Raw genomic sequence first — 25,660 nt, forward strand, 5'->3', positions numbered from 1 at the left:
CGCTGCCTTGGGAACGCCGCACGTAGCCGGCGGCTAGGGCCGTTGCACATGCCTGTGTGGCGGCTGCCCGCAGGGAGCATGCACGTCTCGCCATGGCGCTCAATCGTCGAAGCCGACCTTGTCGACCAATTCACTGGCCTGCTTGCGATGTTTGGCGATCTCGGCAAGGTCGAGGCTGTCGACCTGCAGGGGGCCGAACGACGCCGTGATGGGGTGGAGCTGAACGTCATTGCGAATCGGATACTCGAAGTTCGCGTTCGCATACAACTCCTGCGCTGGCACCGACACGAGATACTCAAGCAGTTTTACCGCATTGTCCTTGTTGGGCGCATGACGGGCGACTGCGGCACCGGAGATGTTTACATGCGTGCCGCCGCTCTTGGCAAAGGTCGGGCGTACCACCTTAATGGCCTCGCCCCACTGGCGGTTGTCGCTGCCAGGCTCGGCAGAACGCATATGGCCAACATAGTAGTTATTGGCAATGCCGATGTCGCAGATGCCGCCGAGAATGTCACGGGCGACGTTTCGGTCTCCGCCCGTTGCAGGGCGTGCAAGATTGTCCTTGACGCCGCGCAGCCACTGCTCGGTGGCTGCTTCGCCGTTGTGGGCGATCATCGCGGCAATGAGTGCGGTGTTGTAGGGGTGCTGGCCCGCGCGGATGCAGACCTTGCCGCGCCATTTCGGGTCGGCCAGCTCCTCATAGGTGAACGCGTCCAGCGGCAGGTCCTTGTGGACGTACAGCACCCGGTCACGCAGCGACAGTGCGAACCATTGGTTGTCATCCGCGCGCAAGTTGGCTGGCAGCGTCTGCTGCAGTGTTTCAGATGCGACCGGCTGTGTAACCCGGCCTTCCACCAATTCCAACAGGTTACCGATGTCCACGACCATGAACAGGTCGGCTGGCGACTGCGCGCCCTCGGCCTTGACCCGCTCCAGCAATCCATCCTTGACGAAGACGGTATTGACCTTAACGCCGCTGGCCTGCTCGAACGCCTGCAGCAGCGGTGCGATGAGGCCAGGCTCGCGCGTGGTGTAGAGGTTGATCTCGTCATCAGCAAGTGCCTCGCCATGAAAGAGTGCTGCGCCCAGCGCCAGCAGCGCAGCGCCAATGAGTGAGCGCCGGGCAAATGGTGTTCGCATGGTCATTGTCTCCAAAAGTTTTGAACGGCGCCGAATTATTGCTGAGATGGCTTGGGACTACGAGTATTTCTTATTTTCATTAGGTCTATTTATTCCGGTGCCATGGTGCCTTTGCCCGTTCGCTGCGCGCCTTCATCATCCCTCCACGCAAGCTCCTGACTGTTGTGACTGCAAAGCAGGCAAAAGAAAAGGCCCCTTGTGGGGGCCTTTCTTCCAGCGATTCGGTGGGGTGGCTGATGGGGCTCGAACCCACGACAACCAGGATCACAACCTGGGACTCTACCAACTGAGCTACAGCCACCGAGTAAGCGAAAAATTATAGCCTAAAAAATGCATCATTCCGGGCGCGGAACGCGAATTTGCACCTTATAGGACTGTTTGAGGGTTTCGTAGTACGCATCGGTCTCTGCCGCGGCGAGCACTTGCTGTAGCTGTGCCTGATAGGCGTTGGTCAGCATGGTACGGAGCTCCTCGGTCATGTCCTCATCGAACATCGCCGCAATGCCAGTAACCTTCACCAGCAGGTAGCTGCCGTCGTCCTGCACAAAGCCTACCACCTGCGGCAGCGTATCCTGCGGCAGCGTCATGACTTCGGTGAGTTGCTGCGCGCTCAGGCCCTGCGGATCCTGACGGGAAATGGTCACCTGCGCATCGGCCTCAATGGCATCGGCATCAGCCTGCCATTGCGCCAGCGCACGCTCACCGGCTGCTGCCGCCAGTTCCGCCGCTTTCTGCGCAACATACAGCTTTTGCACCTCGTCGCGCACCTGCTCGAACGGCAACGTCTGGGCCGGGTGAAAGGCCGTGACACGCGCCGTCACGACCGTGTTGCCACCGATGTCGACGGGGTCGATGTTCTCGCCGTTTTCCGTCGCACGCGGGTCGAACAGCGCAGCGAGCACGGCAGGATGGTTGAGCGCCTGTGGCACATCGTCGTCTTTGCCAGGCGTGCGGGGCACTGCGGTGGCCGTCCGCAGCGTAAGGCCAAGCGTATCGGCTACCGGTTGCAGCGAGTCTGGCTGCTCATGCGCGAGATTGCGCAGGGTGTCGACCTGTTCGATAAAGCGGTTGCGCGCGAGGTTGTTGCGCACATCCTGCAGCAGCCGGTCGTGGATTTCCTCGAAGCTCGGCACGACCGCCGGCTCGATGTCCAGCAACTGAATGATGTGAAAGCCGTACTCGGTGGCAACGATGTCGCTGATCTGCTGCGGCTGCATGCTGAAGACGGCGTTGTCAAAGTCCGCCACCATCGCGCCGCGTTCGAAGAAGCCGAGATCGCCGCCGTCTGCCGCGGAGCCGGTATCGTCCGACTGTTCACGGGCAATCTCCGCAAAACGCGAAGGGTCCTCGCGCAGCTGCGCCAGCGCCGCTTCGGCCTTCTTGCGCGCCGCCTCCCGCTCACTGGCTGACGCCGCCGGATCGGTGGCGAACAGGATGTGGCGGGCGTGGCGGCGCTCCTGCGACTGGGCGTATGACTGCCGATTCTGGTCGTAGTATTCGCGCAATTCATCCTCACTGATCTGGATGTCCTGCATGACAGCGTCCAGATCCAGCACCGCGTACTCAACGTCCACCACGTCGGGGCGCTGGAACTGCCCCTGGTTGGTCTCATAGTAGGCCTGCAGGGCCGCATCGTCCACCTGTACCTGCGCTTCAAACGCCTGTGGCGCAAAGCGTTTGATGCTGGCAGTGCGGCGCTGAAAGAGTGTCTGGGTAGCCAGCTTAGCCTGGGTGGGTGCGGTGACGGTAGACTCCTGCACGACGCCCAGTACGCGCTGCAACGCAATGCGCTGGCGCACGCTGTTCTCATACTGCTGTGGCGTCAGCCCATACTGGGCCAGCAGGTTGCGGTAGCCCTCCATGTCCAGGCGGCCATCGTCACCGATCAGTGCGGCGATGTCGGGCTGGCTGCGCAGGGCGCGCGCCACCTCGGCATCGCTGACGGCGTAGTGGCGGTCGCGCACGGCAGCGGCCAGTACCTGGTCGCGCACGAGCTGCTCAAGCACGCTGTAACGTACCTGCGGTGAATCCAGCATTGCGGAGGTCAACTCGCGGTTCTCGGCGCGGAGGCGATCGGCGTACTGCCGATGCGCGAAATCCCACTCGTTTTGCGTGATATCCACCCCCGCAACGCGCGCCACGACAGGGCTGCGCTGCGTCAGAAAGCTGGTGTCGATGCCAACAAAGACGAAGGCAAGAATCACCAGCGGGAAAAACGCAATCATGAACACCTTGAGGTGTTTGCGGATGAATTCAAACATGCTTGTGCTGATTAGAGGAGACGAAAGCGGGTGCCGCAATGCGCATGGAAAAGCCCGTGACCCAGCCAAAACAAAAGGGCGAACCTTGCGGGCCGCCCTTTTGCCGAAACCTGGTCACTGTCTCGAGTGGTGGGTGCTAACGGGGTCGAACCGCTGACCTACGCCTTGTAAGGGCGCCGCTCTACCAACTGAGCTAAGCACCCCACCGAAGCAGTTATTTTACCGCATCTTTGAGTGCTTTCCCGGCACGGAACTTGGGAACTTTGGTCTTTTTGATCTTGATTTCTTCGCCAGTCTGCGGATTGCGCCCCTTGCGTGCGGCGCGCACCGACACTTCGAACGTGCCGAATCCGATGACGGAGACCGTACCGCCTTTTTTCAGGGTGGTCTTGATCGCGCCGATGGTGGCATCCAGCGCGCGCGTTGCGGCAGCCTTGGAAATGTCTGCTTGCGAAGCGATGTGCTCAACCAGTTCTGTCTTGTTCACAGTAAGCCCCTCTAGAAAAAGTTTCGTCAAGCGTTGCGGCGCCACACGCCCCTGGCCGGACCAAACCCGTTGGATAAAAAAAGACCTCAACAAGCAGCCGATTACATAGTGCCCCCCTGCGGCTGTCAAGCGGTTTTGGACTGTTGCAGGGCTGTTACTCTGTAGGCGTAGTGCTCTTTTGCCGCAGCACGCCAGAGCGTGGCCTAGTGGCCCAGCTGCGCCTTGATGGCATGCGCGGCCTTGCGCATGTAGAACACCATTGACCAGATCGTGAGGATCGCCGCGATCCAGAGCAGGATCTGGCCTAGCGGCCGGGTATGAATAACCCCGAGCAGCGCTGCATCGAACAACAGAAATGGAATGGCCACCATCTGCACGGTTGTCTTGACCTTGCCGATCATGTGCACAGCCACGCTCTTGGTGGCGCCAATCTGCGCCATCCATTCGCGCAGCGCGGAAATGGCAATTTCGCGACCGATGATGATCAGCGCGACGAATACATCAATCCGCTGCAGGTGCACCAGCAGCAGCAGCGTGGCGCAGACGAGGAACTTGTCAGCCACCGGATCGAGAAAGGCGCCGAACGCCGAGGTCAGCCCCATTCTGCGGGCGAGATAGCCATCCAGCCAATCCGTCACGGCAAACAGAATGAACAACACTGTCGCGAGGAGGTTGGCGCACGCTGGCGAGATGGGCAGGTAGAACAACGCCACGATCACGGGGATCGCAACGATGCGACTCAAGGTCAGCAGGGTAGGCAGCGTCAACGGCATGGCGGCAGGAGGAAACTGTGGGCCGGCCTATTATCAGCCGGAAACCGCGTCGTCGTGCCGGCAGCGTGCAGCCAGGAGTCTAACCATGCAGCGCCTGGTAAATCGAGTGTGCCAGCTCGGTCGAAATGCCATCGACCCCGGTCAGATCCTCGACGCTGGCGCGTGCCACCCCCTGCACACCGCCAAAGCGTTGCAGTAGGCGTGCACGACGCTTTGGGCCAATGCCCGGAATGTCCTCGAGGTGGCTGCTGCCGGTACGCACGCGGGCGCGTTTGGCGCGCATGCCGGTGATGGCAAAGCGGTGCGCCTCGTCACGGATCTGTGCCACCAGCATCAGCGCCGCGCTGCTGGGTGGCAGCGTGATCTTGGGCCGCCCGTCGGCAAATACCAGCTCTTCCAGCCCGACCTTGCGGCCTTCACCTTTCTCCACTCCAACGATGCGGCTGATATCCAGGCCCAGCTGTGCGAACACCTCACGCGCCACGCTCACTTGCCCCTTGCCGCCATCGATGAGCACGATATCCGGCATGCGCATGGTGGATGCGCTGGCGGCGCCCGTCCTGTTGGCCGCGGGGCCGACTTCGTTGAGGGAGGCAGGCGGCGTGCCTTCCTGCTCGTGTGCATGCGCGAGCTTGCCGTAGCGGCGCAGCAGGACTTGGCGCATGGCCGCATAGTCGTCTCCAGGCGTAATGCCTGTGATGTTGTAGCGCCGGTAGGCGCTGTGCTGCATCTGATGCTGCTCGAACACCACGCAGGAGGCCTGCGTGGCCTCGCCTGCAGTGTGCGAGATGTCAAAGCATTCGATGCGCCACTGGCGCAGCGCCGCGTCGTCAAGCTCGGCGCCTAGCACCTGCGCCAGGGCCTGCGTGCGTGCCTTTTGCGAGCCTTCTTCCGACAGCAGCCGTGCCAGCTGCAACCCCGCATTCTTGCAGGCCATCTCCAGCCACGCACGGCGCTGCCCGCGCGGCTGACTGACGTTGCGCAGGCGCTTGCCGACCTGCCGCCCCAGCGCGGCCAGCAGAGCCGGGCTGACCGGATGGCTTGTCACCAGCAGCGGTGGCGGTGGGTACCCGGTGTAATGCTGCGCGATGAAGGCCTCGAGGATGGCCTGCTCGGGCGAGCGGGGTGGGGCGCCGCCACTGTCGGCCGCGGCGGCCGCCTCGGACTCGGTCGTTCCGTCTGCATCGCCGGTGGTTTCGAGCGCCAGCGCTGCGTCGAGCTGACTGGGAAAGTACGGCCGATCGCCCAGGTGCCGCCCGCCACGCACCATCGCGAGATTGACGCATGCCTTGCCACCTTCACGCTGCACGGCGATGATGTCTACGTCCGCATCGTCCACAGTCTCGATCACCTGCTGCTGCATCACTGCAGACAGAGAGGCAATGCGGTCGCGCACCTGGGCTGCCTGTTCGTACTGCATGGCGTCAGCCAGCGTCATCATGCGCGCCTCCAGGGCGCGGATCAGTTCTCCGCCTTGGCCGCGCAGCAGCGCCTCGGCATCGCGCGTGTCGGCTTGGTAAGACTCGGCATCGATCAATCCCACGCAAGGCGCCGAGCACCGCTTGATCTGATGCAGCAGACACGGGCGCGTACGGTTGGCGAAGACCGAATCCTCGCAGGTGCGCAGCATGAATACTTTCTGCAGCAGCTGGATGGTTTGCTTGACCGCCCAAGCGTTGGGGTAGGGGCCAAAGAAATGGTCACGCCGGTCCGTGCCGCCGCGGTAGTAGCTCACGCGCGGGAACGCCGCTGGCGACGGCACACCGTTGTTGTCCGAAGTGGCCCTGGCAGCAGTGATCTTTAGATAGGGATAGCTCTTGTCATCCTTGAAGAGGATGTTGTAGCGGGGATGCTGCGTCTTGATGAGATTGTTTTCCAGCAGCAGTGCCTCGGCTTCCGAGCGCACCACAGTGGTCTCCATGCGCGCGATCTTGGACACCATGTGGCCGATGCGTGTGCCGCCATGACTTTTCTGGAAATAGCTGCAGACGCGCTTTTTCAGGTTCTTGGCCTTGCCCACGTAAAGCAGCGTACCCTCAGCGTCAAAATAGCGGTATACCCCTGGCAGCGCCGGCAGCCGCAGCGCTTGCTCCAGCAGCGAAAGCGTCGCAGCAGAAGTAGATCCGGATAGTGATGGGGATGTTGGCAGTTGTTGGGCCATCGTGGTGGCTAGTCAATCAAGGGCTCGGGAAAACCAAGCATGTTGTGGGATGTATTTTGTCAGGTCGTTGACAACTATGGTGACGCCGGGTTTTGCTGGCGCCTGACGCAGGAGCTCGCCGCCAGGGGCCAGCGGGTGCGCCTGTGGATCGATGATCCCGCACCGCTGCAGTGGCTGGCCGGACCGCGTGTACATCGCGATGCGGCCATTGAAGTGTTGGATTGGCAATACGCCAGCAATCCACACGCCATGCAGGTTATGCACGCGCCCGATGTGTTGATCGAGGCCTATGGCTGCGCCATCCCGGATGCCTATCTCTCAGCGTTGGCACGGCTGCATGCCGGCGGGCAGCGCTGGCCGGTTTGGCTGAACGTGGAATACCTCTCGGCAGAGCCCTATGTCGAGCGGATGCACGGCTTGCCATCGCCGGTTATGGCAGGGCCTGCGGCCGGGCAATGCAAGACCTTCATCTATCCCGGTTTTACGCCAGCCACTGGCGGCTTGCTGCGCGAACGGAATCTGGCTGCGCGGATTGCCGCGCATGACCGCATGGCGTGGCGGCGTGGACTTCTGGATAAGGCTGACATACCGTTGGCGCAGGCAGAGCAGGGCCTGTGGGTGAGCCTGTTTTGCTACGAGCCTGCCTGCCTGCCGGACTGGCTGCAGCAGTGGGCCGCAGCCAGCACACCCGTGCACCTTGTTGCGGCGGCAGGGCGTTCGCAGCGGTGGCTGCGCCAGTGCTGGCTGGAGCGCTTCGGGGGGGGGGATAGCACGCTCCACACCCTCGATACATTCCAGCGTGGCGCGCTGACGGTGCATTGCCAGCCATTCCTGGAGCAGCCCGCGTTTGACCACATGCTGTGGTCCTGCGACCTGAACGTCGTCCGCGGCGAGGAGTCCATGGTGCGCGCGCTGTGGGCCGCAGTTCCGCTGCTGTGGCACATCTACCCGCAGGAGGATCATGCCCATGAGGCCAAGCTGCTGGCCTGGCTGGACCGCCTGGAGATACAAGGCGCGTGGCGCACGGCCAACCTGACCCTCAACGGCCTGCACGACGATGGCGCTGCGCCTGAGCTGACCCAGGTGCGGCGCTGGCATTCGCACGCAACCGCCACCGCACGGCGGTTGCACCGACTGCCTGAGCTGATCGATACGCTGATGGCGCGAACCCGCTCCTGATCGTCCGGTGGCCCGGGGGAACCCGTAGAATTGCCCGCCATGAGTGAAGAAGCCCCCCCGATTCGGAATAACGCAGCTGATCTGCTGCAAGGCGACGTTGCCATGGCGCCACCACCGCCGCCGCAAGCGTCCGCCGCGCCGCCCCTGCACGAGGACGATGGGTCGTCCCTGGCCGCCTATGCGCAACGTGCTTACTTGGAGTATGCACTGTCGGTCGTCAAGGGCAGGGCGCTGCCCGATGTCGTTGACGGCCAGAAGCCGGTGCAGCGGCGCATCCTCTACACCATGGAGCAGATGGGCCTGGGCTACAGCGGCAACACCGCCGCAAAGCCAGTCAAATCCGCTCGTGTGGTGGGCGACGTGCTCGGTAAGTACCACCCGCATGGCGACAGCGCGGCCTACGACGCCTTGGTGCGCATGGCGCAGGACTTCTCGCAGCGCTACCCGCTCATCGACGGGCAAGGCAACTTCGGCAGCCGCGATGGCGATGGCGCAGCGGCGATGCGCTATACGGAGGCGCGCCTGGCCAAGATCACGCGGCTGCTGCTGCAGGAGATCGACCAGGGCACGGTCGACTTCGTGCCGAACTACGATGGCTCCTTTCAGGAGCCGCGTCAGCTGCCGGCGCGGCTGCCATTTACGCTGCTCAACGGCGCCAGCGGGATTGCGGTCGGCATGGCCACGGAAATTCCCAGCCACAACCTGCGCGAGGTGGCCGACGCGACGGTCGCATTGGTCAGGAACCCGAAACTGGCTGATGCGGAACTGTTCGCATTGATTCCGGGGCCGGATTTTCCGGGCGGTGGGCAGATCATCAGTGCTGCGAGCGACATCGCCGCCGCCTACCAGAGCGGGCGAGGCTCTATCAAGGTACGCGCACGCTGGCAGACGGAGGAACTGGCGCGCGGCCAGTGGCAGCTGGTCGTCAATGAGCTGCCTCCCAACGTCAGCGCCCGTCGCATCCTCGAAGAAATCGAGGAATTGATGAACCCCAAGGTCAAGGCCGGCAAGAAGGCCCTGACCCAGGAGCAAACGCAGCTGAAGGCAACCGTGCAGGCGGTGCTCGATAGCGTGCGCGACGAATCCAACAAGAACGCACCGGTGCGCCTGGTGATCGAGCCCAAGTCCAGCCGCGTCGACCCCCAGGAGCTGATCGGCACGCTACTGGTGCACACCAGCCTGGAGACTTCGGTCAGCATTAACCTGACGATGGTGGGCATTGATGGCCGGCCCACGCAGAAATCGCTGCGTCAGATCCTCACCGAATGGATCGCCTTTCGCCAGACCACCATCACCCGGCGCAGCCAGCACCGCTTGGGCAAGGTGCGCGAGCGCATCCACATTCTGGAGGGGCGCCAGCTCATTTTGCTCAACATTGATGAAGTGATCGCCATCATCCGCGAAAGCGACGAGCCCAGGGCCGCGCTGATGGGGCGCTTTCAACTCAGCGAGCGGCAGGCCGACGACATTCTGGAAATCCGCCTGCGTCAGCTTGCCCGTCTGGAAGCGATCAAGATCGAGCAGGAACTCTCCGAACTGCGCGCCGAGCAGGAAAAGCTTGAGGACATCATCGCCAACCCGAGCAGCCTCAAGCGGCTGATGATCAGGGAAATCGAGGCCGATGCGAAGGAATTTGCCGATGCACGCCGCACCCTGATCCAGGAGGAAAAGCGCGCCGTGGCCGAGGTCAAGGTACTCGACGAGCCGGTGACTGTCGTCGTGTCACAGAAAGGCTGGGTGCGCGCCCGCAGCGGCCATGGCCATGATCCGCAAAGCTTTCACTTCAAGTCCGGTGACGGTCTGTATGGCACGTTCGAGTGCCGCACCGTGGACGTCATGCTGGCCTTCGGCAGCAATGGGCGCGTGTATTCGCTGCCGGTTGCTGGCCTGCCGGGTGCGCGTGGGGATGGGCAGCCGCTGACGGCGCTGATCGAGCTGGAAAAGGGCACGGACCTGCTGCATTACTTCGCCGGTCCTGCCGAAGCGCAGCTGCTGCTGGCAGTCTCTGCCGGCTATGGGTTCATCGCCAAAGTCGCCAACATGGTCTCGCGGCACAAGGCCGGCAAGGCCTTCGTCACCATCGGCGAGGGAGAGCAGCTTTGCACGCCGTCCCACGTGGCACATGCGTCCGGGTCGGCGGAACTGCCGCCTGCCACCCACGTCTGCGCGGTCTCCGAAACAGGACGCATCCTGACCTTCCCGGTCGGCGAGGTGAAGATGCAGGCCAATGGAGGCCGGGGTGTGCAACTGCTCAGTCTGGAGCCCAAGGATGCACTGGCCGGCGCCGCGGCCTACACGCGCAGCGTCTCCATCCGTGGGATTGGCCGTGGCGGCAAGGCTCGCGAGGAAACACTGGAGATCCGCAGCCTCAACAACGCCCTGGGTAAACGTGCCCTCAAGGGCAAAAAAGGTGATTTCGGCTTCAAGCCCAATGCCGTGGTACGGGTGCTGTAAATCCGCGTCGATGCCTTCAAGCGCCGTTGAGGCAGGCCAGCGCAACGCTGGCTTGACTTCGTGCGCGGTCAGGCGCTGCGCGGGCAAGGTTGGTGAGTCGCTGCCGTTGCGCGCGAGCGATAAGCGATCTGAGGGCGTATCGCTTTTCTGGCTTTGACGGCGATGGCACCGCGCTAGCCCGCACGGTGCACTGGTGCCGGGCAGCCGTTAGGCTTCAGCGATGAAGCGTTTTGCTGACGCGTATTCACTCCGGTGCGCCTGCACCGCGTGCGGTAATGCCTGCGTAAGCGCCGATTTTGAACAGGTTCCCGAACGTGGCCTAGTTCTGGTAGACCGGAGGGTCCGCTGGCGGCGTAATGGGAATGCCGTGCCAATAGGTCACCCGTGGCGAGGTGCGGGGCTGCGCAGGGCTGCCTGGGGAGGTCGTTACGACCTCCGCCTCCTGCACATGGCGCACCGCCGGCGCTGCGGCTGCGCCGCTGGCAGGCGACGCTCCCTTGACCGCCTTGCGAAGGTCGGCATAACGCACCGGCTCAAGCGGAATCTTCGGCAGATTGGACAGTCCCGGGCGAACCTGCGCGGCAGCGCGAATCGTCACCCGCGTCTTCTTGCGCGAGGTGCGGGCGCTGGTCTGCGAGGTGTACCGGTTCTTCTGCAGCAGTGCACGCCGCTGCTGCGCATCCAGTGCGCTGTAGGCCTGCCAGGCCTGGCTAATCGATGCCAACTGCTGGGCATCGACGCCGCTCAGCAGCTGGCGCACCGCCTGCCGATCAGACTCGGACATGTTCGCCCATATGCCGATGTTGGCCATCACCTGGCTGGCCTGCGCCGGGTCAAGCTGGGCGACCTCGCGTGCCAGTGCCAGCCAGCGCCGTTTCTCCGCACTGCTGATGTAGGGCCAGATCTCCTTCAGACCAGCCAGAGTGTGTTGCTGCGCATTACTCAGATCGCTCCAGACCGGCCTTGTGATGTGCAGCCCGCGCAGCTGCGTGGGATCAGGCTGTACCCATTCAGAGGGCGGCCTGCTGAAGTCCGGTGCGCTCTGCGGCTGACCAAACAGCATCAACGGCCCGGCATAACTAACCCCCGCCGGTAGCGCGGGCGTCAGCAGGGGACGCTGCCAGCCCCACCAGCTACCCAGCAGGGCAGCCAGCAGCACTGTACCGCACAGCAGCCACAGCGCTGCGTGGATAGTCTGCGAACGATGCCCCCTAGAGGATTCAGCAACGGACGTCAAACCAGTATCGGAATTCAAAACGGGTGCAGAAGTTGTAATCGGACAGGAAAAGGGGCGTTACGGTGTTGCCGCGTCGCCACCACCGGGCAAGTGAATGGACTGCGCTTCCAGGTAGGCCATGAAAGCCGGGTCGGCAAATGCCGAGGGCGGCACCGGCGCTTGGAGAATCTTCAGGTCGATGGCTGCGCCAGCCTGCATGCCATCGTCGCTGACGGCTCCCTGCATGAAGACGGCGCCGGCCCCAGCTGCAAGGAAGGGCACCGCCGCCAAAGTTTTCTTCCACCAGCCAAGCGGTCTGCGCGGCTGCGACGGCACAGGCTGCTGATGCGCCACGCGCGCACTGGCCAGTGCGTGCGCCTGCAGCGCCTGCTGGCGTGCAAAGCGCAGGCGTGCGGCCACATCCGGCGCCAGCGCGGCCTCACCGCGCCGCAACAGCTTGCCGATCGCCGCGCCCTGTGCATCCAGCGCCTGTTGCGCAGGCAACGCATCGTTTTGGTGCAAGGTATGGGTGGATTGAGTGTGGCGCATCGTCGTCATAAAGTCACCCCCTGCGCTGCCAGCATTGCGCTGAGTGCCTGCACGGCACGGTGGCAGTGCGTCTTGACGCTGCCTTGCGAGCAGCCCATTGCTGCGGCGGTTTCCGCAACGTCCAGTTCTTCCCAGTAACGCAAGATGAATGCCTCCCGTTGACGCGCGGGCAACTTTTGTAACGCCTGTTCAATGAGTTCAAACGTTTGCTTACGTGCGATGCTGCTTTCGGCACTCTCAACGAGATCCGTGCCCTGGGGTCCGGCATAATTTTCAAGCAGCGAATAGGAGCCGTCGCCGTCGTCCACGCTGTGCTCGAAATCCCCCATGCTCGATAGCACCGCATTGCGCGATTTTTGCCGGCGAAACCAGTCGAGCGTGCAGTTTGCGAGGATGCGGTGAAACAGCATGCCCACCTCCTCGATGGGCTTGTCCGCGTACTTTTCGGCCAGACGCAGCATGCTGTCCTGCACGATATCCAGCGCGGCCTGCTCATCCTTGACGTGAAACAGCGTGCGCTTGAACGCACGGCGCTCCACCTGCTCAAGAAACGCTGCAAATTCTTTGGAAGAAGCCAAGATCGGTGTACGAAACGGTATGACAGGACGCCACGGGGCGAACGTTAATCGGCTGCAGGCCAAAGCCCGCAATTATCGCTCAACCGCCAGCATGCACCATATTTTTCCTTCCGCGCGCCTTTCTGGTGCCATAATGGCGCAATCTCATCTTTCAAACGGCGTGTGATCCGGTGGCTGGCAGTATTGTCAGGCGGTGTACCCATGTTCCCACGCCTAAGTCTTGAGTCGGCCCCACAAGGGCTTGGCAAGAGGCACCGAAGGTTTTTCAGTTCCGAAATTCTCAGAAGGTTCTTCTCATGGAAATCTCCAAAGCCGAAATTCGCGCAGCCCATGCCGCGCACGACGCTGCTGCGCCCCAGGAATTGATGGGGGCGGACATTCTCATTCGCGCACTGGCTGCCGAGGGCGTGCAGCATGTCTGGGGCTATCCGGGCGGTGCCGTGCTCTATATTTATGACGCGCTGTATCGCCAGCAGTCGGTCAACCACTATCTCGTGCGGCATGAGCAGGCTGCGGTGCACGCCGCCGATGGCTATGCCCGCGCTACCGGCGAGGTGGGCGTGGCGCTGGTGACATCGGGGCCAGGATTGACTAATGCCGTCACGGGCCTGGCGACGGCGTATATGGACAGCATCCCGATGGTGGTGATTTCCGGTCAGGTGCCAACGCCTGCGATCGGGCAGGATGCCTTTCAGGAGTGCGACACCGTTGGAATCACGCGCCCGATCGTCAAGCACAACTTCCTGATCAAGCGTGCTGAGGACATCGCCATTACCGTCAAGAAGGCTTTTCACATTGCCCGTTCTGGCCGGCCGGGTCCGGTGGTGATCGACATTCCCAAGGACGTCTCGTTCAAGAAAGTCGTCTACGAGGGCTATCCGCAGACCTGTGAGATGCGTTCCTACAACCCGGTGCGCAAGGGCCATGGCGGGCAGATCCGCAAGGCCATGCAATTGCTGCTGACGGCCAAGCGTCCCTACATCTACGTCGGGGGTGGCGCCATTTTGGGCAACGCCACAGCGCAGGTGCGTGCGCTGGCCGACAGGCTGGGCGCGCCGGTCACCAATACGCTGATGGGGCTGGGGGCGTTCCCCGCGTCCGATCCGAAGTTTCTGGGCATGCTGGGCATGCATGGCACGGTCGAGGCGAACAACGCCATGCAGCACTGTGATGTGCTGCTGGCCATTGGCGCCCGCTTTGACGATCGCGTCATTGGCAACGTCAAGCACTTTGCCCAGAACGAGCGCAAGATCATCCATATCGATGTCGATCCGTCCGTGATCTCCAAGCGTGTCAAAGCGCATGTGCCGATCGTCGGCGACTGCAAGGATGTGCTGACGGAGCTGCTGAACATGCTGGCGGAAACCGATGAGCGGCCCGATGCGCAGGCGCTGGAGCAGTGGTGGGCCACTATCAACGGCTGGCGCGCGCAGCGCTGCCTGGACTACGACCGCAGCAATACCGAGGTCATCAAGCCGCAGTACGTCATAGAGACGCTGTGGAACATGACCCGGGGCGACGATGTCTACATCACTTCCGATGTCGGGCAGCACCAGATGTGGGCGGCGCAGTATTTCCGCTTTGACGAGCCGCGCCGCTGGATCAACTCGGGCGGGCTGGGCACGATGGGCGTTGGCATCCCCTACGCCATGGGCATCAAGCTGGCGAAACCGGACAGTGAGGTGTTCTGCATCACCGGCGAGGGCTCTGTGCAGATGAACATCCAGGAGCTCTCGACCTGCCTGCAGCACAACACACCGATCATCATCTGCGCGCTCAACAACCGCTATCTGGGCATGGTGCGCCAGTGGCAGGAAATCGAGTACTCTGGCCGCTACAGCCACAGTTACATGGATGCCTTGCCCGACTTCGTCAAGCTCGCCGAGGCGTATGGACATGTCGGCATGCTGATCGAGAAACCGCAGGATGTCGAGGGCGCGCTGCGTGAGGCGCGACGCCTGAAGGACCGTACGGTGTTTCTCGACTTCCGCACCGATCCTGGCGAGAACGTCTTCCCCATGGTGCAGGCCGGCAAGGGCATCACCGAGATGCTGCTGGGCGCAGACGACGTGTGACACCGTACCGGGCCCGGCGCAACGGCCCACTCTTGCGGTGGCTGCAGCCTTGTTGCATCAGCCCATCGCGCTATTTCACTGTTGAATGAATCAATTGCCTGCCAAGCCCGTGCATTACCGTGCACGGGGGAGGGCAGCGAAAAGAGGAATCACCCCATGCGACACATCATCGCAGTCCTGCTCGAGAACGAGCCAGGCGCACTCTCGCGCGTCGTCGGTCTTTTTTCCGCCCGTGGCTACAACATCGAATCACTCACCGTCGCGCCCACTGAGGATCCGTCGCTGTCGCGCATGACGATCCAGACCGTAGGCTCTGACGAGACCATCGAGCAGATCACCAAGCATCTCAACCGGCTGATCGAGGTCGTGAAGGTGGTCGACCTGACTGACGGCGCCTACACCGAGCGCGAACTGATGATCGTGAAGGTGCGTGCCTCGGGCAAGGAGCGCGAGGAGATCAAGCGTACCACGGACATCTTTCGCGGCCGCATTATTGACGTGACCGACAAGAGCTACACCATCGAGCTGACAGGCGACCAGGCCAAGATCGATGCCTTCCTCAACGCATTGGACCGCTCGGCCATTCTGGAGACCGTGCGCACCGGCCCGAATGGCATCGGGCGCGGTGAGCGCATCCTGCGCCTCTGACGAAGATCCGAGTGTTCCCGCGGCGATCGGGCCATTTTCTGCATTTCCCATTCCCTTTTCATCGGTTGTGACAACCATCTTCAGGAGCGAGCAATGAAAGTTTTCTATGACAAGGACTGTGACCTGAGCCTGATCAAAGGCAAGACCGTGGCCATCATCGGCTATGGCAGCCAGGGCCATGCGCATGCGCAGAACCTCAACGACAGCAAGGTCAAAGTCATCGTCGGCCTGCGCAAGGGCGGCGCGTCGTGGCCCAAGGCCGAAAAGGCCGGCCTGAAGGTGATGGAAGTTGCCGCAGCCGTGAAGAAGGCCGATGTCGTGATGATCCTGCTGCCTGACGAGGACATTGCCGCGGTGTACAAGGAACAGGTCGAGCCCAACATCAAGAAGGGCGCCTCGCTGGCATTCGCACACGGCTTCAACGTGCATTACAACCAGGTTATCCCGCGTGAGGATCTGGACGTCTGGATGGTGGCTCCCAAGGCACCTGGCCACACGGTGCGCAGCACCTACACCCAGGGCGGTGGTGTGCCTCATCTCGTAGCCGTGCATCAGGACCGCTCCGGCAAGGCGCGCGATCTGGCACTGTCCTACGCCATGGCCAACGGTGGCGGCAAGGCAGGCATCATCGAAACCAGCTTCAAGGAAGAAACCGAGACCGACCTGTTTGGCGAGCAGGCCGTTCTCTGCGGTGGCGCCGTCGAGCTGATCAAGATGGGTTTCGAGACGCTGGTGGAAGCAGGCTATGCCCCGGAGATGGCGTATTTCGAATGCCTGCACGAGCTCAAGCTCATCGTTGATCTGATCTACGAGGGCGGCATCGGAAACATGAACTATTCCATCTCCAACAACGCGGAGTTCGGTGAGTACGTGACCGGCCCCGAGGTCATCAACGAGCAGTCGCGTGAAGCCATGCGCCATGCGCTCAAGCGCATCCAGAATGGTGACTACGCGAAGATGTTCATTCAGGAAGGCCGCCTGAACTATCCGTCCATGACCGCACGACGTCGCAATATGGCCGAGCATCCGATCGAAGTGGTTGGCGGACAGTTGCGCGCCATGATGCCCTGGATCGCCAAGAACAAGCTGGTCGACAAGGCCAAGAACTGACGCGAATCGGCTCAGCTTCCCCCAAAGGCCACTTTCAGGTGGCCTTTTTGCGTTCTGGTCAGCGGCGGCATGCAGCGCGCACGGGGATAATGCGTTGAACAGACTCTACTTTCGTTCCATCGAGCACCATGAACACCAACGACGAGCAGCACCTAACCGAGGACTCCACCGCAGACCGCGCGGCCGCCGGCGTTTCGCCGGCATCGGCGCACCGGATGGATGTGCCTCGACGCAGAAAGGGCATATACATGCTGCCCAACCTCGTTACGCTGGCGGCCTTGTTTTGTGGCTTCTATGCCATCGTCATGGCGATGGAAGGACGCTTCAGTGTGGCGACGCTGGCCATCTTTGCCGCCATGGTGCTTGACGGGCTCGATGGACGGGTTGCGCGCATGACCAAAACCCAAAGCGCATTTGGCGAGCAGATGGATTCGCTGTGCGACATGGTTTCGTTCGGCGCGGCGCCGGCGCTGGTGGCCTATGTCTGGGCGCTGCACGAGCTCGGACGCTGGGGCTGGACGGCCGCATTTATCTACTGCGCCTGTGCCGCGCTGCGGTTGGCGCGCTTTAACGTCAACACTTCCGTGGTTGACAAGCGGTGGTTCCAGGGCCTGCCTTCGCCGTCCGCCGCTGCGCTGGTCGCCGGCTTCATCTGGCTGATGACGGACGAGGGCAGGGGTTACGAGACCTACCTGTCCGAGACCACCATGGCCGCGCTGATGTTCGTTATCACCTTGTACACGGGCATTGCCATGGTGACCAATCTGCCGTTCTACAGCTTCAAGGACTTGCAGGTTCGCCGCAGCGTTCCGTTCGTCAGCGTCGTGCTCATCGTGCTGATCATTGCCATCATCAACATCGATCCACCCCTGGTGCTTTTTGGCATGTTTGTTGTCTATGCCTTCAGCGGCCTGGCGGTGTATGCACGCCGCAAGGCCCGTGGCGAGCCCGTAAGCGTCATCAGCACGTCAACCGACGAGCCTGAAGAGCAGGGACTCCACAAGTAAGGCCCAGCAAGAAGCTGGAGGTCGACAAGGCTGGTTGCATTGAGATGTTCCATTGGGGATAGCGCATGTGCGTCCGGCCAGAAGTACCGCCTTCCTGCTTGCCCTTCACTGGCAAGCAGGACACGATCAACGTCACCGCGTAGCGGAGCTGGCTTGCAGCCGCTCGCGCCAGAGATCGTCGCTGTCGCCAATCAGCCATGGGATCCATGCCGCTTGCTGACGCACTGAATGCGAGGCAATCAAAATTATTACTTAACATAATATACATCGTATCAAATGATCCATCAGCGCAGCAATCTCCCAGATAACACGTCTTGGATACATCTTGAGACAACTGCAGCCAATATGCACGTATCGGCGCTTCTGACCTGTATCGCTGTAGGTCTTTTGCGGAAAATGTTGCATTCAACCCACATTCTTCCTGATAATGCAGACTTTTGAAATTTGAGCGAATTTGCAGCACTTTTCGAGCAATTTCGCAGCAAAAGTGCTGTGGCTTGCGGTGTTGAGGACTGTACGCCGCCTACCCGGCGCTTCCTGCAGGGAAGCGACGACACCTCCTTCACTACAAGAAATTAATCAAGACTTGCCGTCAAGGCCTTGAAATTACGACAACTTTTTAACCTTCTGCCCAAGTTCTCTTTGGGCAACTCCCGTAAAATCCAGCGATCATGGAGCCAGCCGCCCTTACCACCATCATCCTGCTGCCATTCATTGCCAGCGTGGTCGCTGCGGCGCTGCCTTCCAATGCGCGCAACATGGAGTCCACGCTGGCCGGCCTGGTAGCGTTGTTTGGCGCGATCAACCTGGCCATGTACTACCCAGCCATCGCGCGGGGGGACATCATCGAGCAGCAGTTCCTGTGGCTGGCCAGCTTCGGGCTGAATCTGTCGCTGCGCATGGATGGCTATGGCTGGATGTTCGGGATGCTGGTCTATGGCATCGGAGCCTTGGTGGTGCTGTATGCGCGCTACTACATGTCCCCGCAGGATCCTGTACCGCGCTTCTTTGCCTTCCTGCTGGCCTTCATGGGGTCGATGGCTGGCGTAGTGCTGTCTGGCAACATCATCCAGATCGCCTTCTTCTGGGAGCTGACGAGCATCTTCTCCTTCCTGCTCATTGGCTACTGGCACCATCGCAAGGACGCGCGGCGCGGCGCGCGCATGGCATTGACGGTGACAGGAGCCGGTGGCCTTTGCCTGTTTGCCGGCATGGTGATGCTCGGGCACATTGCCGGTAGTTACGACCTGGATGTGGTGCTCGCTTCCGGCTCGCAAATCCGCAGCCACAGCGCCTACCCGATTGTGCTGTGTCTCATCCTGCTGGGTGTATTTACCAAGAGCGCGCAGTTTCCCTTTCATTTCTGGTTGCCCAATGCCATGGCCGCGCCAACGCCTGTGTCGGCCTACCTGCATTCGGCAACCATGGTCAAGGCTGGCGTGTTTCTGCTGGGGCGCTTCTGGCCGGTTCTCAGCGGCACGGAGCTGTGGTTCTGGCTCGTCAGCGGCGTCGGGGCGCTCACCCTGCTCTTTGCCGCTTTCGTGGCGATGTTCCAGCGTGACCTCAAGGGATTGCTGGCGTATTCAACCATCTCCCACCTCGGGCTGATTACGCTGCTGTTCGGGCTTAACCGCGATCTGGCGGCCGTTGCTGCAGTCTTTCACATCATGAATCATGCGACGTTCAAGGCGTCGCTGTTCATGGTTGTGGGCATTGTGGACCACGAGACCGGCACACGGGATATCCGCCGCCTCTCCGGGCTGCGCCACACCATGCCGATCACCTTCGTGCTGGCCCTGGTGGCCACCGCCGCCATGGCCGGCGTGCCGTTCTTCAATGGTTTCCTGTCCAAGGAGATGTTCTTTGCGGAAACCACGTTGGTCCACGCCCCCACCTACATCCAGGCAAGTCTGCCGGTGCTGGCGGTGGTGTTCGGTATCTTCAGCTGCATTTATTCGCTGCGGTTCGCCTACGACGTGTTCTTTGGCGCGCCTGCAGACGACTTGCCCAAGGATCCGCACGATCCGCCAATCTGGATGAACGTGCCCGTCGGCTTTCTGGTCGTCATCTGCTTTGCGGTGGGCGTGCTGCCCTCGCTGACCATCGGTGGATTTCTCGCCGCGGCGGCAACGCCGGTAGTGGGCGGAGATCTGCCCTATTACAGCCTGGCGGTATGGCACGGCATCAACCGTCCTCTGATCATGAGCGTGATCGCGCTCACGGTGGGTGCAGCGTTGTTTTTCTTCGTTGCGAAGTTTGTGCGCGGCAAGGACTATCTGGCCGATTACGCGTTTACCTGGACCTTGACGGGCCAGCGCCTGTTTGAGTATCTCCTTGCGTACTGCACCCACTCGGGCCGGAATCTGCTAGGCCGGCTCATCACGCACCGGCTGCAGTGGCAGATTTTCTGGGTGCTGATGGTGACCTTCTTCGTGGCATTTACCCCGCTGTGGTATGGCGGGCTGCGCCTTGGCGATCATGCACCACAGCCGCTGTCGCCAAGTTTCGGCACGATCTGGCTGGTCGGATGCGTTTGCGCCATCGCTGCGGCATGGCAAGCCAAGTTCCACCGGCTCGCAGCGATGATTCTTCTGGGGGTGACGGGCTTGTGCGTCGTCATCACATTCACCTGGCTGTCCGCGCCAGACCTGGGCCTGACGCAACTGACGGTGGAGGTGGTGACCACCATCTTGCTGCTGCTGGGGCTGCGCTGGCTGCCGCAGCGGGACAAGTCGATCCGCCCTTCCACGTGGTCGATCGATCAGAATGTCGCACAGGCACGCCGCGCCCGCGATTTGATCATTGCGATGTTCGCCGGCAGTGGCATTGCCCTGCTGGCCTACGCGATGATGTCGCGCACCTACACCGACAGCAGCTCGCTGTTTCACCTGCAGCGCGCCTATACAGAGGGTGGCGGCGCGAATGTCGTCAACGTCACGCTGGTGGACTTCCGCGCCTTCGATACCTTTGGCGAGATCGTCGTGCTGGGCATCGTCGGCATCACCATTTATGCGTTGCTGCGCCGTTTTCGCCCGGCGCGTGAAACCATGGACCTGCCGATGCAGCAGCGCGTGCTGCCAAGCGACCTGGTGACCGACCTGTTCAACCCCCGCCAGGCCAAGGATACGGCCATTGGCTACCTGACCGTGCCCGCTGTGCTGGTGCGGCTGCTGTTGCCCATCACGACACTGGTGGCCGCCTACCTGTTCTTGCGCGGGCATAACGAGCCCGGAGGCGGCTTTGCGGCCGGGCTGGTGTTCTCGGTCGGGCTGCTGCTGCAGTACATCATCTCCGGCTCGCAATGGGTGGAAGCCAACCTGACTCTGTACCCGCGGCGCTGGATCGCCCTGGGTTTCGTATGCGCCATTGTGGCCGGCATGGGCTCGCTGTACTGGGGCTACCCATTCCTGACGTCCCATTCGCGCTATGTCACGATTCCCTACATTGGTGACGTCCACCTGGCCAGTGCCATGGCCTTTGACCTGGCGGTTTTCTCCGTGGTGGTCGGCGCAACCCTGCTCATCCTGATTGCGCTGGCCCACCAGTCCACCCGCGCGCATCGCTATCACGCCCGCAAGATCGAGGACGAGGCCGAGCAAAAGCAGGCTGCTGCGCTGCGCGCGCGCGCCAAGGCCGCGTATGCCGAAGCCGCACGGTTCAACGTCCAACAGCATCATTCCCGGAAGTGACGACATGGAGATTGTTCTGGCCATTGCCATAGGAGTTCTGACCGGCGCCGGAGTCTGGCTGCTGCTGCGCCCGCGTACGTTTCAGGTCATTGTCGGATTGGCATTGCTGAGCTATGCGGTCAACCTCTTCATCTTCTCCATGAGTCGGATGGGCATTGCGATCAACAAGGAACCGGTGCTGCAGCCTGGCGTGCCGGCCGATCTCGCGCACTACACCGATCCCCTGCCCCAGGCGCTGGTGCTCACGGCCATCGTGATCGGCTTTGCGACGCTGGCGCTGTTTCTGGTGGTCCTGCTCGCACTGCGCGGCATGGCCGGTACCGACCATGTGGACGGCAGCCTCGCGGCAGAAAAGAGCGAGGCATCATGAAGGCGTGGTTGTTCTCCCTGATCCCGCATCTGATGCTGGCGCCGGTTCTGGTGCCCATGGCGATGGCGGCGATTCTGCTGCTGCTGCGCGAGGAACGCCAGCACACCAAACTGGTGCTCAACGTCATCTCCTGCGCGGTAGTGCTGCTCGTCAGCATCTACCTTCTGCAGTGGACCCACAGGCAAAGCGCTCCGACGGCCATGGGCGTTTATCTGGCCGGAAACTGGCCCGCCAGCAGCGGCATTGCGATGGTGATCGATCGCCTAGCTGCCCTGATGCTGGTGCTCACTTCGGCGCTTGCGCTGATGGCCGCAATCTATTCGTCAGCACACTGGCATCGGGCGGGGGTCAACTTCCATGCCTTATTCCAGCTGCAGCTGATGGGGCTCAACGGGTTGTTTCTCACCGGCGACCTGTTCAACATGTTCGTCTTCGTCGAGATCCTGTTGGCCGCTTCCTACGGCTTGCTGCTGCACGGCTCCGGGCGCGCGCGCGTACAGGCAGGCCTGCATTACATCGCGGTCAATCTGCTGGCGTCTTCGCTGCTGCTGATTGGCATTGCCATGGTCTACGGTCTGACGGGCACGCTGAACATGGCCGCCATTGCCAGTGCCATCCCGTCTATCGCAGCCGAGGACCGGCCCCTGCTTCACGTGGCAGCAGGCATTCTGTCGGTTGCCATTCTCATCAAGGCGGCAATCTGGCCACTGAACTTCTGGCTCACCCGCGCCTACAGTGCGGCAACAGCCCCCGCCGCTGCGCTGTTTGCGATCATGACCAAGGTCGGGATCTATCTGATCCTGCGGCTGTGGACGCTGATGTTCGGCTACGATGCTGGCGATTCCGCGCAGTACGGTGGCCAATGGCTCATCTACGCGGGCATGGCCACCTTGGCGGTGTCCTCGATCGGCGTGCTCAGCTCGCAAAAGCTTGGCAATCTGGCCGGCTACAGCGCCATCGTCTCATCGGGCACACTGCTGGCTGCCATGGGTTTCGGACAGAACCTGCTGACTGCGGCCCTGCTCTACTACATGGTCAGCTCCACGCTGGCGGTCAGCGCGTTCTTTCTTCTGGCCGACCTGCTTGACCGTTGGCGCAACGACGGCAAGGACTATGCGCCTTACGAGGAGGAAGACGAAGCCCCCTTTCTCACCCCCGATCTGCAAGGCCAGCTGGATGCGCTCAATCTCGACGAGAAGGAAGAAGCACTGGTCGGTCGTGTCATCCCCGCTGCGGTCGCCATGCTGGGCTTGAGCTTCGGAGCCTGTACCCTGCTGATTGCGGGCCTGCCGCCCCTGTCTGGTTTCATCGGCAAGTTCGCCATGCTCAGTGCCATGCTCAACCCGCTGGGCATCGGCGCATCCACCGGACATTCACCAGGTACAGAAGGATGGCTGCTGCTGGGGCTGCTGGTCGCCTCGGGACTGCTGGCACTTGTGGCGTTCTCGCGCGCGGGCATCCGCCACTTCTGGGCGGCACATGATCGCAACCCGCCTGAGGTGAAAGTGGTCGAAGGCCTGCCCATCGCCCTGCTGATGGCATGCTGCATCGCCATGACGGTGCGCGCCGACGACATCATGCGCTATATGCAGGTTACCGCCAATTCCCTGTATTCACCGGATGACTACATCAACGCGGTCCTGCAGACGCAGCCCATCCCCTATCCCTCACAGGCCGAGGGCGATAGCCTAGCCGCACCTGGCGCACAGGAGGCGAGCGAATGAAAAAGGTGTTTCACTTTCTCATCCCCGCGCCGCTGATCACGCTGATGCTGGTGGTCATCTGGCTGGTAATGACGCAAAGCTACAGTCTTGGCAATTGCGTGCTGGCGCTGGGGCTGGGGCTGGGCATTCCGCATTTCAGCGAGAAGCTGCGCCCTCAGTATGTGCGCATCCGCAAGCCATGGGTGATTTTGCGACTGTGCTTCATCGTGATGGTGGACGCGTGGAAATCCAACTGGATGGTGATCCGCATCCTGCTGAGCCCCAAACTGACCAAGGAAGATACCTCCATTTTCATCCGCATTCCGCTGGACGTGCGTGATCCGAACGCGCTGGCGGTATTGGCCATGATCGTGACGATCACGCCCGGCAATGCCTGGGCGGAACTGTCGATGGATCGCTCCACCTTGCTGTTGCACGTGTTCGACGGGCGCATTGACCAGCAAGTGGTGATCGATACCGTTAAGCAGCGTTACGAGCGCCCATTGATGGAGATTTTCGAATGAATGGATTGATTCTCGCCTGGGCCATTCCCGCCGCACTGGCGATGCTGGCCGTTTCGATGCTGCTGGTGACACTGCGCTTGCTCATCGGGCCCAGCGCGCAAGACCGCATCCTGGCCGTCGATTGCCTGTTCGTGCTGGGCATGTACATCATGCTGGCGCTATCGATTTACTACGACAGTTTTGCCTACTTCGAGGCCGCCTTGCTGATTGCCCTGCTCGGGTTCGTCGGCTCGGTGGCGATGGCAAAATTCCTGTTGCGTGGCGAGGTCATCGAGTAATGGAAGACAGTGTGATTGCCATTCCGCTGTGGGCCGAATTACTGACGGCGTTCTTTGCGCTTCTGGGTGGCGTCGTGGCCCTGCTTGGCGCATCCGGCCTGCTGCGCCTGCATACGTTTTTCTCGCGGATCCATGCCCCAGCACTCATCACCACGGCGGGCATATGGTGCCTGATGCTGGCCACCATCACCTACTTCACCGTCACCACCTCCAAGCCGGCGCTGAACGTCTTTTTGCTGGGCCTGTTCATCAGCATCACTTCGCCGGTAACCACAATTTTCCTGATGCGAGCGGCCCTGTTTCGCGCGCGCCAGCGCGGCGAGGATGTGCCCCGCAGTGTTAATGTCCTGCGGATCGCCACGCCCAAGAGTGCCCCTGAAATCGAACGGGAAGAGCAGGAGTTGCGCGAGGAAGGCCGCCGAAACCGTCTGGCCAAGGAGCAGGCAGAAGCACTGGCGCACCAGCAACGCGAAGCGGAGGTGGCGGTTCAACAGGCCAAGACCGCCGCAGCGCAAGCCAAGCCTGCCTCGATGCCTTCTGGCGAGAATACCGATGACGCCGAAGCCCCTTCCGGCGACGGCGTGGCCTCATTTTCCACCAATACAGACCGGCCAGATCCGCCGACCTCCCCCAGGGACTGATACGGCTGCACGACGCGTCAATCCGAGCACGCACCCGTGGATGCCGCCGGCACCATAGTCATCATGCCAGCACCGTTGGCCGCTTGGCCCTACCCGTTCTGGATTGCCCATCGCGGCGCCGGCAAGCTGGCTCCGGAAAACACGCTGGCGGCCATGCGCGTCGGGCAGGCACATGGTTACCGCATGTTCGAATGCGACGCCAAACTCAGCGGAGATGGCGTGCTCTACCTGCTGCATGATGCGACGTTGGATCGCACCACCTGCGCTCAGGGACCCGGGCAAGGCAAGCCGTGGGCCTGGCTGGCACAGCGCGATGCAGGCCGCTGGCACAGCCGCCTCTACGGCGGCGAGCCACTGCCCACGCTGGCCACGATTGTGCAGTGGTGCATCGCCCAGCATCTTTTTCTCAACATCGAAATCAAGCCCCATGCGGGAGAGGAAGTGCGCACGGGCCAGGCCGTGGCCGAACTCGTCTCGCAGTGCTGGCCCGCCGCGCGCCCAGCGCCACTGCTTTCATCATTCCAGCCCGAGGCGCTGGCAGCAGCGCGGCAGGTCAATGGCAAGTTGCCGCTAGGACTGCTGGTGGATGCATGGCGTGACGACGTCCTCCTCGATGCCCACGCACTCGGCTGCGCGGCACTGATTGCCCATTACGCCTTGTGGGATCAAGCGTGCGTACATGCCGCGCACGCGCGCAGCTTGCGCTGCCTCAGCTATACCGTCAATGAACGCGAGCAGGCTCAGCGCCTGATCGGCCTGGGCATCGACGGCATCATCACGGACCGCGTGGATCTGTTCGATCCCGACTGCCGCTGAC

21 protein-coding genes and 2 tRNA genes are annotated in these 25,660 nt (G+C 61.9%); 13 read left to right on the forward strand and 10 right to left on the reverse strand.

Going from position 1 to position 25,660, the window contains the following annotated elements:
• Nucleotides 1-99: 99 nt before the first annotated feature.
• The 7 genes from AAV94_RS06655 to uvrC form a co-directional block, all read right to left on the reverse strand.
• Nucleotides 100-1,140 carry a Fe(3+) ABC transporter substrate-binding protein gene (locus tag AAV94_RS06655; RefSeq protein WP_046741606.1) on the reverse strand — a complete coding sequence of 347 codons (1,041 nt, stop codon included), beginning with the start codon at nt 1,138-1,140 and terminating at the stop codon, nt 100-102.
• A 225-nt stretch (nt 1,141-1,365) separates the two neighbouring features.
• Nucleotides 1,366-1,441, reverse strand: a tRNA-His gene (locus tag AAV94_RS06660).
• Nucleotides 1,442-1,475: 34 nt separating this feature from the next.
• Nucleotides 1,476-3,401, reverse strand: coding sequence for a SurA N-terminal domain-containing protein (locus AAV94_RS06665; protein ID WP_046741542.1), 1,926 nt, complete (start codon nt 3,399-3,401; stop codon nt 1,476-1,478).
• Nucleotides 3,402-3,528: 127 nt separating this feature from the next.
• Nucleotides 3,529-3,604: transfer RNA gene (locus AAV94_RS06670), tRNA-Val, on the reverse strand.
• Between the two features lie 11 nt (nt 3,605-3,615).
• Complete coding sequence (locus tag AAV94_RS06675; protein ID WP_046741543.1) at nt 3,616-3,888, reverse strand: HU family DNA-binding protein; 273 nt, start codon at nt 3,886-3,888, stop codon at nt 3,616-3,618.
• Nucleotides 3,889-4,091: 203 nt separating this feature from the next.
• Nucleotides 4,092-4,661 (reverse strand): CDP-diacylglycerol--glycerol-3-phosphate 3-phosphatidyltransferase, encoded by a 570-nt coding sequence (gene pgsA, locus AAV94_RS06680; protein WP_046741544.1) that lies wholly within the window; start codon nt 4,659-4,661, stop codon nt 4,092-4,094.
• A gap of 79 nt (nt 4,662-4,740) precedes the next feature.
• Nucleotides 4,741-6,822, reverse strand: coding sequence for an excinuclease ABC subunit UvrC (gene uvrC / locus AAV94_RS06685; protein ID WP_046741545.1), 2,082 nt, complete (start codon nt 6,820-6,822; stop codon nt 4,741-4,743).
• A gap of 39 nt (nt 6,823-6,861) precedes the next feature.
• Between uvrC and earP the strand changes: the two genes are divergently transcribed.
• Complete coding sequence (gene earP, locus AAV94_RS06690) at nt 6,862-8,001, forward strand: elongation factor P maturation arginine rhamnosyltransferase EarP (RefSeq protein WP_046741546.1); 1,140 nt, start codon at nt 6,862-6,864, stop codon at nt 7,999-8,001.
• A gap of 102 nt (nt 8,002-8,103) precedes the next feature.
• Nucleotides 8,104-10,455, forward strand: a complete 2,352-nt coding sequence (gene parC, locus AAV94_RS06695) for a DNA topoisomerase IV subunit A (protein ID WP_046741607.1) — start codon at nt 8,104-8,106, stop codon at nt 10,453-10,455.
• A 319-nt stretch (nt 10,456-10,774) separates the two neighbouring features.
• On the opposite strand, the gene AAV94_RS06700 is transcribed toward parC, so the two are convergent.
• From AAV94_RS06700 to AAV94_RS06710, 3 genes are read right to left on the reverse strand one after another with little or no spacing between them, the layout of a single operon-like run.
• Nucleotides 10,775-11,692 carry a DUF3106 domain-containing protein gene (locus tag AAV94_RS06700; protein WP_156454363.1) on the reverse strand — a complete coding sequence of 306 codons (918 nt, stop codon included), beginning with the start codon at nt 11,690-11,692 and terminating at the stop codon, nt 10,775-10,777.
• Between the two features lie 57 nt (nt 11,693-11,749).
• Nucleotides 11,750-12,220: a DUF3619 family protein gene (locus AAV94_RS06705; RefSeq protein ID WP_197408027.1), complete on the reverse strand. Its 471-nt coding sequence runs from the start codon at nt 12,218-12,220 to the stop codon at nt 11,750-11,752.
• Nucleotides 12,221-12,225: 5 nt separating this feature from the next.
• A complete protein-coding gene (locus AAV94_RS06710; protein WP_046741549.1) occupies nt 12,226-12,798 on the reverse strand; it encodes an RNA polymerase sigma factor in 573 nt (190 codons plus the stop codon).
• Nucleotides 12,799-13,094: 296 nt separating this feature from the next.
• Between AAV94_RS06710 and AAV94_RS06715 the strand changes: the two genes are divergently transcribed.
• The 11 genes from AAV94_RS06715 to ugpQ all read left to right on the forward strand — a co-directional run bounded on the left by AAV94_RS06715 (nt 13,095) and on the right by ugpQ (nt 25,659).
• Nucleotides 13,095-14,873 (forward strand): acetolactate synthase 3 catalytic subunit, encoded by a 1,779-nt coding sequence (locus tag AAV94_RS06715; RefSeq protein WP_046741550.1) that lies wholly within the window; start codon nt 13,095-13,097, stop codon nt 14,871-14,873.
• Between the two features lie 156 nt (nt 14,874-15,029).
• Entirely contained in the window at nt 15,030-15,521 is a 492-nt protein-coding gene (gene ilvN, locus AAV94_RS06720) for an acetolactate synthase small subunit (protein ID WP_046741551.1), read from the forward strand.
• Nucleotides 15,522-15,614: 93 nt separating this feature from the next.
• Complete coding sequence (gene ilvC / locus AAV94_RS06725) at nt 15,615-16,631, forward strand: ketol-acid reductoisomerase (protein WP_046741552.1); 1,017 nt, start codon at nt 15,615-15,617, stop codon at nt 16,629-16,631.
• Between the two features lie 215 nt (nt 16,632-16,846).
• The gene (gene pssA, locus AAV94_RS06730) at nt 16,847-17,638 is read left to right on the forward strand and encodes a CDP-diacylglycerol--serine O-phosphatidyltransferase (RefSeq protein ID WP_046741608.1); all 792 of its coding nucleotides are present in this window, start codon (nt 16,847-16,849) and stop codon (nt 17,636-17,638) included.
• Nucleotides 17,639-18,309: 671 nt separating this feature from the next.
• Nucleotides 18,310-21,327 (forward strand): monovalent cation/H+ antiporter subunit A, encoded by a 3,018-nt coding sequence (locus AAV94_RS06735; protein ID WP_046741553.1) that lies wholly within the window; start codon nt 18,310-18,312, stop codon nt 21,325-21,327.
• A gap of 4 nt (nt 21,328-21,331) precedes the next feature.
• Nucleotides 21,332-21,697 (forward strand): Na+/H+ antiporter subunit C, encoded by a 366-nt coding sequence (locus tag AAV94_RS06740; protein WP_046741554.1) that lies wholly within the window; start codon nt 21,332-21,334, stop codon nt 21,695-21,697.
• Entirely contained in the window at nt 21,694-23,421 is a 1,728-nt protein-coding gene (locus AAV94_RS06745) for a monovalent cation/H+ antiporter subunit D (RefSeq protein ID WP_046741555.1), read from the forward strand. Before AAV94_RS06740 ends, AAV94_RS06745 begins: the two co-directional genes overlap by 4 nt.
• Nucleotides 23,418-23,924 (forward strand): Na+/H+ antiporter subunit E, encoded by a 507-nt coding sequence (locus AAV94_RS06750; protein ID WP_046741556.1) that lies wholly within the window; start codon nt 23,418-23,420, stop codon nt 23,922-23,924. The genes AAV94_RS06745 and AAV94_RS06750 overlap by 4 nt, the downstream gene beginning before the upstream one ends.
• Nucleotides 23,921-24,202, forward strand: coding sequence for a K+/H+ antiporter subunit F (locus AAV94_RS06755; protein WP_046741557.1), 282 nt, complete (start codon nt 23,921-23,923; stop codon nt 24,200-24,202). Before AAV94_RS06750 ends, AAV94_RS06755 begins: the two co-directional genes overlap by 4 nt.
• Entirely contained in the window at nt 24,202-24,843 is a 642-nt protein-coding gene (locus AAV94_RS15320) for a cation:proton antiporter (RefSeq protein ID WP_084824795.1), read from the forward strand. Before AAV94_RS06755 ends, AAV94_RS15320 begins: the two co-directional genes overlap by 1 nt.
• A gap of 63 nt (nt 24,844-24,906) precedes the next feature.
• Nucleotides 24,907-25,659 carry a glycerophosphodiester phosphodiesterase gene (gene ugpQ, locus AAV94_RS06765; RefSeq protein ID WP_046741610.1) on the forward strand — a complete coding sequence of 251 codons (753 nt, stop codon included), beginning with the start codon at nt 24,907-24,909 and terminating at the stop codon, nt 25,657-25,659.
• Nucleotide 25,660: the final 1 nt, after the last annotated feature.

It is taken from the genome of Lampropedia cohaerens, from assembly GCF_001005215.1.
Taxonomy (GTDB): domain Bacteria; phylum Pseudomonadota; class Gammaproteobacteria; order Burkholderiales; family Burkholderiaceae_C; genus Lampropedia; species Lampropedia cohaerens.